Source organism: Wolbachia endosymbiont (group B) of Camptogramma bilineatum, assembly GCF_947251825.1.
Taxonomy (GTDB): Bacteria; Pseudomonadota; Alphaproteobacteria; order Rickettsiales; family Anaplasmataceae; genus Wolbachia.
In genome coordinates this window covers 402444-419486 of sequence record NZ_OX366391.1, presented here as the reverse complement: position 1 = coordinate 419486, position 17043 = coordinate 402444, and the positions used below count along the sequence as shown (strand labels likewise).

General features: G+C 32.3%; 15 protein-coding genes and 2 pseudogenes. 13 read left to right on the top strand and 4 right to left on the bottom strand.

Annotation, left to right across the window (positions count from 1 at the left end):
* Window positions 1-102 precede the first annotated feature (102 nt).
* Window positions 103-687 (top strand): AAA family ATPase, encoded by a 585-nt coding sequence (locus OPR44_RS02170; RefSeq protein WP_265015185.1) that lies wholly within the window; start codon window positions 103-105, stop codon window positions 685-687.
* Here OPR44_RS02170 and tsaB read toward each other — a convergent pair.
* The 3 genes from tsaB to ubiG all read right to left on the bottom strand — a co-directional run bounded on the left by tsaB (window position 657) and on the right by ubiG (window position 3666).
* On the bottom strand, window positions 657-1262 hold the full coding sequence (gene tsaB, locus OPR44_RS02165) for a tRNA (adenosine(37)-N6)-threonylcarbamoyltransferase complex dimerization subunit type 1 TsaB (protein WP_264377894.1): 606 nt from the start codon (window positions 1260-1262) through the stop codon (window positions 657-659). The genes OPR44_RS02170 and tsaB overlap by 31 nt on opposite strands.
* Window positions 1262-2392, bottom strand: a complete 1131-nt coding sequence (locus OPR44_RS02160; RefSeq protein ID WP_265015184.1) for a dicarboxylate/amino acid:cation symporter — start codon at window positions 2390-2392, stop codon at window positions 1262-1264. The genes tsaB and OPR44_RS02160 overlap by 1 nt, the downstream gene beginning before the upstream one ends.
* A gap of 107 nt (window positions 2393-2499) precedes the next feature.
* Window positions 2500-3666 carry a bifunctional 2-polyprenyl-6-hydroxyphenol methylase/3-demethylubiquinol 3-O-methyltransferase UbiG gene (gene ubiG / locus OPR44_RS02155; protein WP_265015183.1) on the bottom strand — a complete coding sequence of 389 codons (1167 nt, stop codon included), beginning with the start codon at window positions 3664-3666 and terminating at the stop codon, window positions 2500-2502.
* 145 nt (window positions 3667-3811) lie between these two features.
* Between ubiG and dnaG the strand changes: the two genes are divergently transcribed.
* From dnaG to OPR44_RS02095, 12 genes and pseudogenes are all read left to right on the top strand, one after another.
* Window positions 3812-5545, top strand: coding sequence for a DNA primase (gene dnaG / locus OPR44_RS02150; protein ID WP_265015182.1), 1734 nt, complete (start codon window positions 3812-3814; stop codon window positions 5543-5545).
* A 98-nt stretch (window positions 5546-5643) separates the two neighbouring features.
* On the top strand, window positions 5644-6942 hold the full coding sequence (locus OPR44_RS02145; RefSeq protein WP_264377898.1) for a Na+/H+ antiporter NhaC family protein: 1299 nt from the start codon (window positions 5644-5646) through the stop codon (window positions 6940-6942).
* A gap of 143 nt (window positions 6943-7085) precedes the next feature.
* Window positions 7086-7367: pseudogene (locus OPR44_RS08735) on the top strand (DnaJ domain-containing protein); the annotation flags it as partial.
* Between the two features lie 57 nt (window positions 7368-7424).
* Entirely contained in the window at window positions 7425-8855 is a 1431-nt protein-coding gene (locus OPR44_RS08835; protein WP_458694752.1) for a TomO hydrophobic C-terminal domain-containing protein, read from the top strand.
* Window positions 8856-9092: 237 nt separating this feature from the next.
* Entirely contained in the window at window positions 9093-9440 is a 348-nt protein-coding gene (locus OPR44_RS02135) for a ferredoxin family 2Fe-2S iron-sulfur cluster binding protein (protein WP_006013713.1), read from the top strand.
* A 7-nt stretch (window positions 9441-9447) separates the two neighbouring features.
* The gene (locus OPR44_RS02130; protein WP_264377899.1) at window positions 9448-10461 is read left to right on the top strand and encodes a hypothetical protein; all 1014 of its coding nucleotides are present in this window, start codon (window positions 9448-9450) and stop codon (window positions 10459-10461) included.
* Window positions 10445-10846, top strand: coding sequence for a cytochrome c-type biogenesis protein (locus OPR44_RS02125; protein ID WP_010401557.1), 402 nt, complete (start codon window positions 10445-10447; stop codon window positions 10844-10846). The genes OPR44_RS02130 and OPR44_RS02125 overlap by 17 nt, the downstream gene beginning before the upstream one ends.
* A gap of 129 nt (window positions 10847-10975) precedes the next feature.
* Window positions 10976-11101 (top strand): annotated as a pseudogene (locus OPR44_RS02120) (IS256 family transposase); the annotation flags it as partial.
* Between the two features lie 504 nt (window positions 11102-11605).
* Complete coding sequence (locus tag OPR44_RS02110; RefSeq protein WP_264377900.1) at window positions 11606-12019, top strand: hypothetical protein; 414 nt, start codon at window positions 11606-11608, stop codon at window positions 12017-12019.
* A 175-nt stretch (window positions 12020-12194) separates the two neighbouring features.
* Window positions 12195-12728 (top strand): HK97 family phage prohead protease, encoded by a 534-nt coding sequence (locus OPR44_RS02105; protein ID WP_264374754.1) that lies wholly within the window; start codon window positions 12195-12197, stop codon window positions 12726-12728.
* A 103-nt stretch (window positions 12729-12831) separates the two neighbouring features.
* Window positions 12832-13977 carry a coiled-coil domain-containing protein gene (locus OPR44_RS02100; RefSeq protein WP_265015181.1) on the top strand — a complete coding sequence of 382 codons (1146 nt, stop codon included), beginning with the start codon at window positions 12832-12834 and terminating at the stop codon, window positions 13975-13977.
* A gap of 234 nt (window positions 13978-14211) precedes the next feature.
* A complete protein-coding gene (locus tag OPR44_RS02095) occupies window positions 14212-15078 on the top strand; it encodes a hypothetical protein (RefSeq protein ID WP_265015180.1) in 867 nt (288 codons plus the stop codon).
* On the opposite strand, the gene OPR44_RS02090 is transcribed toward OPR44_RS02095, so the two are convergent.
* A complete protein-coding gene (locus tag OPR44_RS02090) occupies window positions 15079-16305 on the bottom strand; it encodes a CCA tRNA nucleotidyltransferase (protein WP_265015179.1) in 1227 nt (408 codons plus the stop codon).
* Window positions 16306-17043 lie beyond the last annotated feature (738 nt).

The window sequence follows — 17043 nt, the reverse complement described above, 5'->3', positions numbered from 1 at the left end:
TAATATTTTAACTATAAAAACGGCTTTTTATGTAATATTTCATATGTTTTAAAGCCTTGTTTTTATGTTATTATAAGTGTAGGTTTTAATATTAAGAGTAATATGGTAAATATTGACATAAAAAAACAGCTAACAAAATTTTTCATATATATCACTGGTCTTCCAGGAAGTGGTAAACTTTCTACAGCAATAGTATTATCTAGTATGATAAATGCACTAATTGTAAGTGGATTTGAATATAATCAAACTTCCAAAGAAGTTCAAAATAGAATATATAACATTGTGCAGGTTATGCTTCAGGCAGTAGAAGCCTATCCAATTTATTCAAAAAATTATATATTTCTTGATGACTTAATGAAAAATAATAATGACAACATAACAATATATAACTCAATAGTAGAACTTAGTAAAAAAATGAGCACAAAAATCCTTCCCATAGTACTTAGGTGCAATCCATTGATATTACAAGAGCGTACTATATTAAAAAAGCAAAGAAAAAATAGGAAGGTTACCAATATAAATAGTATTAAATTTAGAGCGGAAAATTTATTTGTGCCACCAAATGCTATAGAGATAGAAAATTCAAATATGAGTATAAAAGAAGTAGCAGAAGAAATAGTAAGTCAGATGTACAAACTTGGCCAAATTAATAGTGTTTACGCAATAGGCAACGATTTCATATACTGAGGCTCATTTAAATATAGAGCTTCAACACCATTTAATTTTTGTTTATTTTTTAGTCTATAACGGACTAATAGCCCTGCATGGCTAGCATTTAACTCTGGTAAACTGCAATCCATATATGTAATGCAGTCCGTTTCAGGCTGGAGTTCACTTACTACAGCAGGATTTGATAGCGGTAACAAATTGAAATCAAATAACTGTGTATAAAACTTTTGATCATCTTCGATTATAGCTTTAATATTTTTTTTGCTATTTGCACAAAGTAGCGATATTGCATATGCTTGAGCTTCCAGCTCACTAACCCCATATAACGGCTTATTTGTAGCAAGATTTATACCTTGTGCAGTTGATATACCAACTCTGATTCCAGTAAAACTTCCTGGTCCAACTATCACTGCTAAATGGTCTATTTTATCGTAGCTGTAATTATGCTTATCAAACAAAGTATTCAGTATTTGAAAAAATGATTCTGCATGACTATTGTTTGCAGAATTGCGTTCTACAAAACAATTACCATCGTAATCAATTACTGCTATTGAACTACCAGCACCTACAGTATTAATTGCTAGAATGGACATCACTTAAGCTTATCATAGAGCTTTGTAAACATCATAGTGAACGCACCGTTACCCATAACATTTGCTGAAGTTATTATTGGGTCAAATACTATATACAATGCTGTAATTAATGAAAGCATCTCTGGAGAGAATTTAAGATACTTCTCAAGAACAGGCAACATTACCATAATTCCTCCCGCTGGAACTGCAACAATAGCAAATTTAAATAACAGAAAGTAGAGAAGGAAAGTCACATAGTCTGTTGCAGACAATGCACCACCAAAAGTCATTATCATTGATAGTATTATAATAAAAAAGCAATCACCTACTAAATGAAAGCTAGCAGTTATTGGCACAACAGACGATGCTATATCATGCTGCTTTACATTTTTTTTGCTTCCTTCAAGAGTAAGCGGCATAGCTGCATTACTAGACATTGTGCTCATTGCAGTAATAAATGCTGGTATCATATTACCTATACTAGCTATCCAGCTTGTGATCTTGAACGAATTTGCTGCTCCATATAAGAGAAAAACATAAAGGTAGGTTGCAGATGATATAATAATAAAAATTATTGAGTAATCCTTAAATATTATGGGTAAAACCTGATCATGTTCCATTTTTAAAGCAAGACCAAGTACAAACATTGGAATAATTGGCGTCAAAAATGTCTTCAAAAGAAAGAGAGTTAAATCTAACATTTTGTTCGAGAGCTCTTTGCTTTTTTTTGGTAATATTGTGAACACTAATATGCTTAACACAAATCCACAAGCAAGGGCATAAAAATTAGAAAGCAATGCAGGTATCCTAAATGACCATAAAGGAACAATTGTTTCTTCATATGTTATATCTTGTATTGAATAAGTGTTTTGTGTGATGAAATGCCCAACAGAATAAGCTATTAAACTTGAAGCTAGATTCGACAAGAAAATCGTTATAATAAGTAACAATATAAACTTTATAGCCGACTGCTTAAGATTGTTAACACTACTAAAGATTAATGCAAAAACAATAAAAGGCATTATAAATAGTAAGATCTCTTTTATACTAAGGCTTATTGAATACAAGAAGGTTTTCACTTCCATTGGAACTAGATGACCAAAAAATACAACCGAAGTGATAACAGCAAGTAAGGTTAGTAATTGTAACATATTCTAATATAGCGATATCCTATGGAAATACATATGATAAATTAGCTGCTAAGTAAAGTAAAACTGCCTAAAATATTTGCATTACCTTCTAGTACTTGAATGAGATTTTAAGTTACAACGTTTCCACAAAGTATATAATTAACATCCACACCTTTGGTCAAGTTCCATTCACGCTTTATTACATTATATTCCATACCAGCCATGTTTTGCAGTATTACGTTGTTTTCCCTTAGATGATTTGCAATTTCTGATGGCTTGAGAAATTTATTCCAATTATGTGTGCCTTTTGGCAGCCAGTTTAATATGTACTCTGCGCCGACTATTGCAAGACAGAAGGATTTAATAGTTCTATTTATCGTCGATATAAAAATTAGCCCTTCTGGCTTCAACAGCTCTATTGCTTTTTTCATGAAAAACTCTAAATTATCGACATGTTCAACCACTTCCATCAACAAAACCACGTCATACTTCTTGTCATTGCTTAGCTCTTCAATGCTAGTGTGTGTGTATTCTATATTTAACCCTACTTTCTTCGCATGCGACTGTGCCACTTTTATGTTTTCCTCACATACATCTATTCCTGCAACGCTAATACCAATACGCGCCATTGACTCTGACAAAATGCCACCACCACAACCAACATCGAGCAATGATAGTTCTTTTAAATCGCATTTTTTTAATTCTTTTATTTTCTCAACGATGTATGATACTCTCACAGGATTCATCATGTGCAATGGCTTGAATTTGCCATTCTCATTCCACCATTCACCTGCTATTTTAGCGAATTTTGATATTTCATCTTCGTTATAAGTTTTTGTGGTTTTTTTCTTGCTAATATTGCTAAGTTTATCAAGGCGTTCTTTATGTCTACTTTCTTTTGAAAATTCTGTTTCGAGGAATTGTTTGACTATGTCTTTTGCTAATCCACTCGCAGTAAACCCTGCACCAAGACAAAGTATATTCGCGTTGCCATGCTCGCGAGCTAATTTTGCGATCTCAACACTATTACATAAAGCAGCGTAGATTCCTTCAAAACGATTTGCCACAGTACTCATGCCCAAACCTGTACCGCAAATTAATATTCCATAATTTGCTTTTTTGTTTGTTATATCTTCTACAACTTCAGCAGCATAGTCAGGGTAGTCTACACTCTTTTGTTCAGCAGTGCAGCCACGGTCTATCACTGTATAATCTAAAGTTTCCAAGTAAGCCTTTATTTCTGATTTTAGTTCATAACCTGCGTGGTCTGAAGCAACTGATACCACATCTGACATATAAGAAATTGCAACTTAAGGGTATTTATATGGGTAATTTATTTTGAGCTTTTTGTCAAGCTCTCCTGATCTTTCTGAATAAATTTCGAGTCAGATATGCATAAATTCTATATAATTTTTATCCTACCACTACTAATTCGGTAAAATGGATCATATAGATATTATAAAGTCAAAATTATTGTTGTCCGACATAGTAGGAAAAAAAGTTAGGTTAATAAAAAGAGGAGATAGTTTTGTTGGACTCTGCCCATTTCATAACGAAAAAACTCCATCTTTTTCGGTCAGCAATATTAAGGGTGTATATTATTGTTTCGGTTGCTCAGCTCATGGTGATGTGTTTGAATTTATTTCACAAACTGAAGGCTTAAGTTTTAAGGAAGCGTTGGAAAAATTGGCATCTGTTGCAGGTGTTGAGTTACCCAAAAACCTCAGCTTTGCTAAAGAAAATGACAAACTGTTTTCAGCACTGAATTTAGCTGCAAGTTGGTTCGCGCAGAAAAATCGAGGTGTTATGGCTTATTTAAGGCAGCGCAAGATCTCACTCAAAATCATAGATAAATTTAAGATAGGTTATGCACCAAGTTCTGGCTTGAAGGAATATTTGAACTCCTCTGGTATTAAAGACGAGATTTTGATCGATGTTGGGTTAATAAATAAGAATTCTCGTGATTATTTCTATGATCGGCTGATATTTCCTATACACAACATCACGGGCAAAGTTATTGGTTTTGGCGGACGTGCGCTGAACTCTGAGCAACAGCCGAAGTATTTAAACAGCCCAGAGAATCAGCTCTTTAAGAAAAGAGAAAATTTATATGGATTAAACTTTGCTTTGAGTGAAATACGCAAAAAACAGCATCTATTTGTTGTTGAAGGATATATGGATGTAATAGCACTACATCAAGCGGGAATTAGCAATACAGTTGCTCCGCTTGGTACCGCAATTTCTGCAGAGCAGATAAAAAATCTATGGAAATTTGCTAAAGAAATTTCCATCTGTATGGATGGCGATAGTGCCGGACGTCATGCTGCTATTCGAATTGCAGAACTTGTTCTACCGATACTGGAGCCTGGATACACATTGAAGTTCGTGACTTTGCCAAACAATCAGGACCCATACGATATATGCAATGAGCTAGAATATAAGACAGAAGACGTACTCTCTGCTTTTAACCACTCAACAGAACTGCACTCTGAATATTTATGGCATCACATAATTGGTAGCAATTTGCAAAATTATGAAAAATTTGCTCCGGAAAAATATTCAATTCTTGAGCACAAGTTCATGAAATATGTCAATGCTATCGGTAACAGCAGTATTAGAAGGTATTATAGAGATTATTTTTACAATAAGGTCAGTGAATTAAGAAGAAACTTTAAAAAGCTGATTTTTAATATCAAAGCAACAAAAGGTGAGTATCTTTACAATAAATCTCCAGAGCTAATTGAAGCAGAGCAAAATCAGGCCATAATTTTGCGTATAGCCGTAGAATTTCCTAAAATCTTGAACCGTCCTATATTTTTTGAGCAATTTTCTCATTTCGAATTTACTAATGAGATGAAAAAATTACAACAGTGCGTAATTAATATGGTAACTAGTGAGAGCAACTTTAATAAAGAAATTCTGCTACAGGAGTCTAGTGTTATAAAGTTTATATTTGAAAAAACTAGCGTACTAAATAGTCAATTAAGTGAGAAGAGATCGGCAGAAACTGTCTGGAATAACATAGTATTACGGAAAGAATTAAATGTATTACAAGAAGAAAAAATTAAAGCAAGGCTGGGCGGTAATTTTGACTTAGAGGAAAGGTTAATAGAACAAATAAAGCAAATAGAGGATAGTATACAAGAAATGCAAATGGAATTTATTCAAAAGTAGATGGCTTAAGATGTTCAAAATTATTAGAAAAACACTGTATTAGTAGTTGCTTAAAATAGCTTATTCTAGTATATTTTCAATTTATTTAATTACGACAAGTGTTTGCATTTCTCCCTCTCATTATTTTTTTAACCTTATATCTTGGTAGTGGTACTTATTTTTCCTTTATAGGACTTGACAATCCTCTTCATCAAATTTCACCGTTAGTTTGCTTATTACCAGCATTATTTTTTGCTATTCTATTCAATAAAAACAAAATTCAGCATAGCGTTGATACTCTTATAAAAGGTATGGGGAATAAAACTACTCTTACCGTGTGTTTGATTTTTCTCCTTGCTGGGGCATTTTCTACTGTTACTCAATCGCTTGGTAGTATAAATGTTATTGCTAGCTTAACTATTTGCTTTCTTCCAGCACAATTATTACTTCCTGGAATGTTTTTAATTTCTGTGTTTATTGCAAGTGCAATAGGCACATCAATCGGAGTTATTGCACTTATAACACCAATAGCTGTGAATCTAGCACAAAATGGAGCTTTTGATTGTGCGGTGGGCGTTGGAGCTGTGATAGGTGGGTCTATGTTTGGCAGCAACCTTTCAATGATATCTGACACTACTATTGCTGCTACTTCTTCACAAGGAGCTTCAGTAAAGGATAAACTAAAACTAACCCTAAAGACAGGATCTGTTACAGGTCTTATAATACTTACTTATCTAGTAATGATTTCAAATAGCACAGAAGTTGTTTCTCTCTCAAGTCTGAATTATTTATCCATAGTCAAAATTATCCCTTATATATCTTTAATAATTATGGGTTTATTTGAAATAAACACACTGGTAACATTAGCTGTTAATATGGTTGTTGCTGGAATATTAGGAATAGCTTTTTTTGATTATTCTATTATTGATTATTCTCATGATATATGTAGGGGTTTTAATAAGATGAATGAGGTAATGATATTTATTCTTTTCAGTAGTGGATTAAGCCACTTAATGTACGAATACAGTCAGAAAAAGATAGATAAATTCACCGATGAGGTGAATCTCACAAGAAGTCAAGCTGAACTTATGATTGCAGGAATATCATCTTTGTTTACTATTTTAGTTTCCAGCAATATTGTTGCTATTTTATTAACTAGTAATATTGCGAAAAGACTTGCACAAAGATATAACATTGCACCACACCGTAGTGCGTATTTATTAGAAATATTTACCGCGATCACAAAAAGTATCTTACCTTATGGTTCTCAAATATTGCTAGCAAGCAGCATTGCCTCTCTTTCACCTATTGCTGTACTGACAAAAGTATATTATTGTTTTGTTTTTGCAGCAGTTGCGATAGGTGAAATAGTTATTAACGGCAGACGTCGTACGGTTGTAGCTCCTCAATTACCATAAACAACTCTTTAAATTTTCACTCAATTTGTTGATAAATTGACAAATATTATAATATTTGCTAAAATACTTATATAGTACCAATTCTTTTAAAGACATAGTATTACTAATGTTATAAAAAATGTATCAAAATAGTGGAGAAACAAATGCCTGATTATTATGAAATATTAGGAGTAAAAAGAGATGCTACTCACGATGAGATAAAAAAAGCATATCGCAAATTAGCATTGAAGCTTCATCCAGATAAATTGCTTGAGGAAGTGAAAGAGCTAGATAGGCTAGAAGGAAAGAAGAAGGACGGAAAGCTACTATCACAGTCGGAAGAAGATCAACGGACTCAACTTGAAGAGAAATTGACAAAGTTCAAGGAAATATCAGTAGCACACGAAGTGTTATCTAACCCAACAACAAGAAGCCAGTACGATAGAGGAAAGTATGAGGATGGGGATTGTAGTGATGAACTGGAGTTGTTGCGGGCAAAACTGATGGAACTGATAAGTAAACTTAAACAAGAAAATAAAAGAATGAAAATTTTTTATGAAATATGTAATATGTATTTGTTGAAAAGTCAAAAATTAATCAAAGAGGAATCAGAAAGGGTAATCAAGCGTTTTAAACAAATAGGCAAGATGGGCAAAGCTAAAGAGACTGAAAAATTAACCGAACTCGAATATGTAAACACTATTATGGAATTGTTGTGCAATATCTCGTCAAATGAGTATGAAAAGTGTTCTGATATAATAAAGAAAGTTACAATTGCTGCTGGTGACATTACATTTCTAGTGCAAATTGCTATTACGTACGATCGTGTGGAATTTTTCGAGCTCTTTGAAGGAAGGATAGAAATATCACTAAATGAAATCTTAAGATATGCTTATGAATACCAATCTGAAAAGTTTTTGGATTATTTTTTTAATGAGTGCTTAGATAAATTAAATATCAACTATAAAGATAAAAAAGGAAATACATCTTTACATCATACATTAAAATGGTTGGATTTGGATAAATCAAAATACCAAGGTTTTGTCAAGTCACTTCTTAGTAAAGGTGCAAGGCTTGATGTTAAAAATAGCAAAGATGAAACTCCATTTGATCTCTTGGTCAATTATGCTACATACCCTTTTCTTAAGAGAAAAATAGAAAGATTAAATAATCTTTCGGTGGTGCTTAGTTGTTGTAAAACTGATGAGCTAAAGAAGCTAGAAGGTACACCTGCATTAAATAAACTAGTAGATATTATTGTTGAATGTAACCATAAAGAAGCTCTAAATCTTCTAGTCGAAAATAACATAAAAATTTCAAGTATTACTTTAGAAAATATCGTTACAAGCAATTGCAATAAAAAGATTTTTGATTGCTTTTTACATAAAAATAAAATTGACTATCAAGATGAAAGTGGGGATACAGCTCTACATCATGCTTTAAGAAACTTACACTCCGATAAGTCAATGCTTTGCAAAGTTGAATCACTTGTGAGTGCAGGTGCGAGATTTTATGTTAAAAATGACCAAGGTGAAACTCCGTTTGATCTCTTGGTTGAATATGTTGAGAAGGGGTTTTATGGTCAAGCGTCAAGGTTAAGTTATGCTTGGAAGTTGCTTAACAAATGTGAAAATAAAGATGTACTAAGAGAGCTAAAATATAAAGATGGTACTACTGCATTAGATAAACTAAATGAGCTTCGTATTAAGTGTCGTAATACTTCTATCATAGTTGCTTCTACGTTAGCAGTAGTAGGAGTTGCTTTAGAAGTAGCTATTGCAGTTTACTCAGGAATGTTAGCGTTAGGGATAGGAATTGGAGTTTGTTGTCTTGTTGTTGCTGCAATCATATACCATTGTAATAGTCCTGCAAATTTATTGAAAGATAGCAATGCTGAAGTTGCAATTAATCAAATGGCATTAGTAAAATTATAACTTAAGATCAGAAGAAATGGCAGATCAAGTTCAATAATGTTAATTCAGTAATATATTTGGTAAAATCTAAAACTAAGAAAATTCTATACTTGCAACTCTGTGAGATGCTGGTGGTATCTATCTTACTTTCTTGATAGGAATATAGATGACAAGAGATAGGCAATGGAATTACAAAGAGTTTGCAAATATTAGTTATTATTTGTAGAATATAGAGAAATTAGTAGAGATTTTAATAGTATGCCATCCGTTACTTTTATTTTACCTGATGGAAGTAAGAAAAGTTATGAAGCTGCAGAGGGAGAAACTCTTCTTAATTTAGCCCATAGAAGTGATCCAGATCTGCTTGAAGGTGCATGTGAAGGTTCTCTTGCTTGCTCTACATGCCATGTGATTGTTGATCCAAAATTTTATGATGTTGTAGAAACACATAATCCTATATCTGATGAGGAAAATGACATGCTGGATCTAGCTTTCGGTTTAACAGAGACATCGAGGCTTGGATGCCAAATAAAAATCACAAAAGATATTGACGGTTTGTGCGTAACCGTGCCCAGAGGTACAAGAAATATATCATTAGATAAATAAGAGGATAATGCGTAAAATTTTTATCTATATTCTCATCTCCTTACCTTTGTTTATTCCTCTAGCGTATAGTGGTTTTTGGTATTTTTCTGCATTTAAGGTAAAAAGTCTTTTAACTGATTACATTAATGACGAAAAAGTTGATATTTCACATGATTTTAAGGGATTTCCTTTTAACCTAGTTTTTCGTGTAACGAATCCAAAATTTTCTAATGAGCAATTAACTGTTTCATCTGAAGCTTTAGTGATAAAAAACAGATTATTTGATAAGTCAGTATATATCTATATACCAAGCAATAAAGTAAACATTGCTGTCCGTAGTGATGAGAAAAAGAATATAAAGTGTCACACACACGTGAGTAGCCACTTTGTTGTTAAACTAAATGATTTACTATCTTCATTAAAATTCAACAGAAATAACACTGTAATAGACTATATAGATACATTTCGTTACGAAGATTATGGATTAAAATGTGATGTTTTAGAAAATCAGCAAAGTGTTATAACTGAAGTGAATGATAAAAGTAATTACATTCAATTTCACTTTGATAAAGAACTGAATGAAAATACTAAACTAGAATTTGATTTTTATACTTACCGTTATAAACATACTGCAAGTCCTGAAAATTACCTTAGTGTCGACGCTAAATTAGATTATGAATTTGTAAACCATATTTCAGCTTCTAAGATTAATTTCAACATAGAAAAATTTTTGATTGAGAGTAATAACTTTTCTATTGCTGCGAATGGTGGAGTAAGTAATTACAATTTAGTTACATCTTCATTTGAAGATAAAATCAATGTAGCCATATCAAATTATAAAGAATTAATTTCGTTTGTGACTAATGATTCAAAGACTGCAGATAAATTGGAAAAATCAATATCTTCCTTATCAGAAAAAATCACTGATAACGACATTCAATTTTCAATAAAGTACGACAATAATGTAGGTTCAGGCTTTATTGGAAAATTATCCACTACTGATTTTATCACTCAATTCACCAAGAATGAGAATAGTAATTAGCTTACTTTTTACATTGATATTCCATTTAAGCATAAATGCTTTTACTTTGGATGATAAACTAAGAGACGAAAGTATGGAAGAGCGAGCAAGTAGCTTATTTGCAGTAATAAAGTGTCCTGTATGCTCTGGTGAATTATTATCCGAATCTGAGTCTCAAGTTGCATATGGTATGCGTAAGACAATTCGCAAGAAGATCAGTGATGGATATACTAACGAGCAAATAGTTTCAGAATTAAAAAATTCTTATGGAGATTCAATTATCATTGTACCACCTGTAAAATCTAGTACCTACATTTTATGGTTTATTCCTTTTATAATTCTTCTTATTGGATGTTTTTTAATACGAAAATCAGTTCAGAAAATAGATAAGGTAGTAAAAAGATAACTATAGAGTAAAAGTGAGTTTACAACAAATGCAAGTAGCTACTATACGAACATGAGTTAGGAGTGTTAAATAAACTGTGTCAAACCGAGAAGTAAAGTAATAAATTGATAAAAAAATGGAGGTTTGACAATGAGTCAAGCAAACACAACTACCAGTTTGGTAGACTATAAAGAATTAGAAACAAATATCTTATCATCTATACGAGAAGGAAGACCATTGACAGGAAGAGATGGAGCATTAACACCATTTATAAAAAACTGCTAGAGGGAAGGCGTATTGTGCTATAAAGAAGGCAGGAGAGAAATGGACTATGCCTATACATGATTGGGCTTTAACTATCTCTCAACTTGATATCTTTTTTCCTGGTAGGTTAAAAATCGAGTTGAACTAAAAATGCGATTTGACACAGTTTATTTAACACTCCTGAAAATGCTACCACTGAACAACAAAATATTCAAGGACAGAGGACAGAGCATATAGCTACTTTTACCGTCATCCCAGTATTGTAAAACTGGGATAGCACTTTCTACTATGAAAATTATCTAAAATGTTCGTACAGTTTTTACTGAAATTACAACTCACTGCAAATCATATAGCTGGGTTTTGCAGTCCAGAAAAGCTTAATTTATTTTCTTTTAGTGATTAATTTAAGCAATCATATTAATATAGTAAATATTTACTTAATATACTAGTATTTACCTTGACTAAACAATTATAGTGCTGTATGATTTGTACTTAAGCTTTAATAGTGAGGTGTTGATGGACACACAAGAATTAGAAAACTTACAGAAAAGTTCATCAACAAAATCCCAAGATGCTGAGGAGAAAACATCAGAAGAGTTGGAAAGAAATTTAAACCTGAATGAAGCCAATAATAAAGGTCTAAGAGAAGTTGAGTTGAGAAGACAGAGAGTAGCTGAAACAAGTAAACTGGTTGGATCAATGATTGGAGCATTCTTAGGCACAATGATATATTCTAAAATCTATCAAGAATACGAGGGAGAAACATGGACAGAGTCATTAATGAATGGTTTTATAGCCGCTGTTTCTTTGGGATTTGGCTTCCTTCTAGGAAAAATAATTAATCCTACAAATGAAGCTGTTTCTACAAATCTGGAAAACGCTGCTGTTGAACAACCCAATGTGCAACAAACCCTACCCTTATGTATATAAAATGACAAATTTTATAACTAAAAAAGTACTTCCCCATTTTCAAAGCACTGCATACAATAGAATTATATTGTAGTGCCTTATACTCATCCTGAGATATAGGAAAACAATCTATACAACATTTTAAGCTGGCTCAGAGCGCTGGCAAACCCAATACCATAATTTACAAGGAGGACTTATGAATAAGAAATTTCTCTATTCACCATTATCAATAAAAAGCATAGAAGAAAACGGAGTATTTTCTGGCTATGCGAGCGTTTTTAATATAGTTGATAAGCAAAATGATCTGATATTACCCGGAGCATTTAAGAACAACTTAAATAAAAGTCAGATAAAACTTCTTTGGCAGCACAACCCAAGTGAGCCTATAGGTAATATTACAGATATTTGCGAAAATGATGTTGGCCTATATATAACTGCACATTTGCTTTTTGGTATTCAAAAAGCAGAGGAAGCATATTTAATGCTAAAAACTGGAACTATTAACGGTCTTTCGATTGGCTATATACCGATAGAGTATGATGTTGATCATGAAAGCGGAGCTCGAGTGTTAAAACAAGTGGAGCTATGGGAAGTTAGTTTAGTCACTTTCCCTGCAAATTTGTCAGCTCAGGTAATCAATGTGAAGAATCATTACAATGAACAAGAAATGTTAGCAAGAGCAATAGAAAAAGCAAATTCTGTGCTTACGAACATGTGTATTTCTACTTAAAATCTATAAAAATTTTCACACAATTTAACATTTATATTATTATTTATTTAATAATTATATTATTATATATATAACTTCAATACTTTAAAAATTAGGTAATTTTATGGTAAATACTAAAAATAAGATTAATGACGAACCTAGTATTAAACAAAAGGAAAAAAAATATAGCTTATCCACTGTGCTTGCTTGGCTATATCTAAAAACAATCGGACGAATATTGCCAGAGAGGTGGAATAAATGGGCAGAGAGTATCCTATATTACAATAAAGTTATTGCAGATAATGGGGTTCAAACTGATGATCTTTTAGAATCTGAAAGAGAAAAGGAATTGAAGGATGAAAATGAGAAATTACAAGAAAAATTGAAAGAAATGAACGAACTTACAGAACAAGTAAAATTATTAGGAGAGGAAAAAGAAATATTTGCTAAATTTTTTGCAGCACAAGCACAGCAGATTGGAAACTTAAAATTAGAAAATGAAGAGTTAAAGTCTAAACTTGCAGGACTTAAAAAGAACTATAGTGAATTGGTAGAAATTGCACAAAAAAGAGGAGAAGAATTTTTAGCACAGTTCAAGGAAAAGTCTGAGGATATATTACATTTGCAGAAAGAATTAATTGAGTGCAGCAAAGAATTTGCAAATAAAATAGAAACGCTCTCAGCAGATATAGAAGAAAAAGATGGGAAAATAGTTAGTTTTACGAAATTCAATGAAGTATTAGAACAAGAGAAAAAGGAAATGGAGAATAAAAATAACGCACAACAGCAAATCATACTTGATCGAGAGGAAAAAATAGACAAACAAGGCGCTTTAATTACTTCACTTACTGATAAAAATAAAGACATAAATGAAACTGTGAGGAAAGATAATGAAAGCCTAAGAGCGCAAAACACAGATTTAGAAAGTAAAGCTATTGAGTGGAAAAACAAATATGATACTAAAATAAAGGAATTAAAAAATCAACTTGAGGAGAAACAAGCAGAATTAGAACAAGCTAAGGAAAAAGATGCTGAATTAGAGGATCTTAGAAAAAAATTGAAAAGTACTCAGCAACAATTAGTGCAAGAAAAGACTAATCTAAAAGATGAATTAAAGGATTCAAGTAGTAAACTAAATGCTGCTAAAGAGGAGAAAAAAGTCTTAGAAAGTGAAGTTGACAAATTGCAGGAAAAATCACAAAAATTAGAAGAAAGTAACGTTGAAATAAAGAAACAAAAGGCAGATTTGGAGGGAAAATTAAAATCTTAACAAGAAGAGAATAAAAAGTTACAAGAACAAGTACAGACATTAGAAAAAGGTAAAGAGTGGGAATCAGCTGGAATAGATGATAGCTTAAAGCAAACTTCTGCAAAGAAAGAGAAGCAGATTGAGCAGTTACAAGAGGAACGTAAGCAAGCAGAATATCAAGCGAAAGCTGATATTACAAAACTACAGGAAGAAAAAAGAGGTCTGTTAGTTAAAATAGATAGCTTAAAGGAAAATTTGTCAGTTGCGCAAGAACAGTTACAGAAACAACTAAAGTTAAATAATCAAGAGTTACTGGAATTGAAAAAAGAGAAGAGAAATGTTGATACAAAGTTAGAAGATATGGATAAAAAAACTAAAGAGGTAGATGCAATTAGTATAGCATCTACTACAAAAAAAACACTTTTTCATTCTATGAAGTCAAGCTTTTCAAATGGTTCTTATGATCTTTTCAGTAATAAGAAGCTCAAGGAATTTTTATCTCATAAAAATAGAGAGTTGAAAAAAGGTTTTCCTGAACTTGAAGGAAAACACTTTTGCCATAACGTGCTTGGTGAAACTATAAAATCTCTATCAAATCAAAGTGATGGTAAATTTGAAAGCAATAAGTTACTTGAATTATTAAAAAATAATTTGAAAAAATTAGCAAGTGAGATCATAGAAGCTGAAGTTAAAGGAGTTGTCAAAAAATATTGTAATATTGGAAATATAGATAAGGAGTTACGTGATGGTGTGTTAAAAGACAAGCTGTTACTTTCTATTAAAAAATGCATGAAAAATTTAAGTTGGGATGAGGAAGCTGCTAATGCAATTACAGATTCTGTCTTGAACAACTTTCATAGCAAAGATAATAGCAATCTCCAAGAAATTGTTTCGGAGGAGTTAATAAAAGGTAGAATGGAATTTTTTTCAAGTAATATCGAGTTGTTACAACTAGCATCAAGTATAAGAGATAAATTTTTATCCCCAGATCAGGGAATGTGTAATCAGACTCAAGGAGGAGTAAACGAGTATCAATTAACAGAAAAAGCTAAAAAAGAATACACACCTAATTCTTCCATGAGTCACACTACTATATCAAACATGAAGAGATTAGCTAGATAACTAGAGTAGGCTCTTAGCATAAAGTATTAGCTCCTCCTTTGTTAAAGTGTAGGAGCTGTCTTCCCAATGTTGTCGTAGCAATTCCAAGTTTCTACCTAAACTTTTCCCTGGTTGATGACCTATAGTTATTAAATCATCACCAGATAAAGGAAATTTTGGAATGTTAAACATCTTAGCAAATGAAATATACTCATCAACATTTATTCCAGACTCAATACCACAAATCTTCATTAAGTCACAATATAATTCCTTACCAAATAAAGATATGTATTTCTTTTGCTCTTTTTCTGAAAGCTCTGTTTTGATATTGTTTGATAATAAAAATAATATTTTTTTCTTTTGCTTATTTGAAAGACGTAAAAACTTGCTCACTTCTTCCCCAAGACTAACTCTATCTTCAGCAGTCCTAATAAGCAACGCTAATTTTGTTAGTGCATCGATTGTGGGATCTAGGAAAGGCGTATGGACATACGCTGAGGGTTTTGTAGGAGGTTTAGTGTTGATAAGAAGTGGTGAAGATAAAATTTCGCATTTTACTTCTTTTGGAATAATTTTTTGTAAAACATCAGATTTTTGCATGCTCTTAAGTGTCGGAGCAGGATCATTGCATTCCAAGAGTTTAAATATTTCTTCTCTTATCCTCTCTCCAGAGAGGTTTTGAATCATGTGTGAATGCTTTTTGCACACATCCAATATTTCATCACTTAAATCTCCTATGCATATTTTAGCGTAAAAACGAAACGCTCTTAAAATACGTAGATAGTCTTCCTTAATCCTATCTTCAGCGTTACCTATAAAGTTTAACTTTCGTGCTTTTAAGTCCTGAATGCCACCAAAGTAGTCGTATATATGGCCATATTTGTCTGCATAAAGAGCATTAAACGTAAAGTCGCGCCTTGAAGCATCAGCTTGCCAATCATTAGTAAATTCTACCTTCGCATGTCTACCGTCACACTTTACATCATGCCTTAGCGTTGTAATCTCAAAGGATCTTTTATTTAAAATCGCAGTAATAGTTCCATGTTTTAAGCCAGTTGGAATAGTTTTTATATTACGGAGTTTTAACGCTTTAACTGCTTGATTAGGCAGCAGATTAGTAGCAAGATCAATGTCGTGAATTTCACGCTGCAAAATTGAATCTCTAACACATCCACCAACAAGTCTTGCCTCACCACCAAATTTCTCTATGGCCTCAATAATTACACTAGTTTCGTGATCAATTTGCATTTAGGTTACACATACTGAAAATCATGTTACAAAAAATGCGAAACTTTTGCAAAAATCCTCATATAAAAATATATAGGCAGGAGAGTGGTAAAATAAGAGGGTGAAGTGATAGAGTAAGTCTACAACAAATCCAGTGCCTAGAAACTTATAAGTATAAAAGTAATGTTAAAATACAATGTTTTCGATGATTATAAAAAAGCTGGATGAGCTACTTGCATGACACCTTTGTAGCCTTCTCTTGTCATCCCAGTATCTGCTCAAGTAACTGACACTGGTTCCCTTTATGATGGTGTTATCCGAGTAGCTCATCCAGATTTTTATCAGGAACGTTGATTACTCCTTATTCTTCGCCCTTCCTGCACGCTTACGTTCATTCGGATCAAGTGTACTTTCATTGTCTATATACGCTCTCTAAAAAACCCTTTAATATTATTCTAGCGTATATTGACACATTAATTTTAATAATTAAACTACATTGACTTTAAAGCGAGGTTACAAAAATATGCTAAATCATCAAAATTTAACACGAAAACAAAAAGATTTGTATTTTTAGTTAAAAAGGGCCATATGGAATAGAAAGAGCATTAATAATATTTTAGAAGCAGCCTCAGAGAATGATTTACTAAAAGTTCTTACAGTTGGATATACTACACGATTTCCAAGAGGTGGGGGACGCACTCTAACACTGCTGAACCTTGCTATATATAAAGATAATAATGAATCTGTTGATCTTATTTT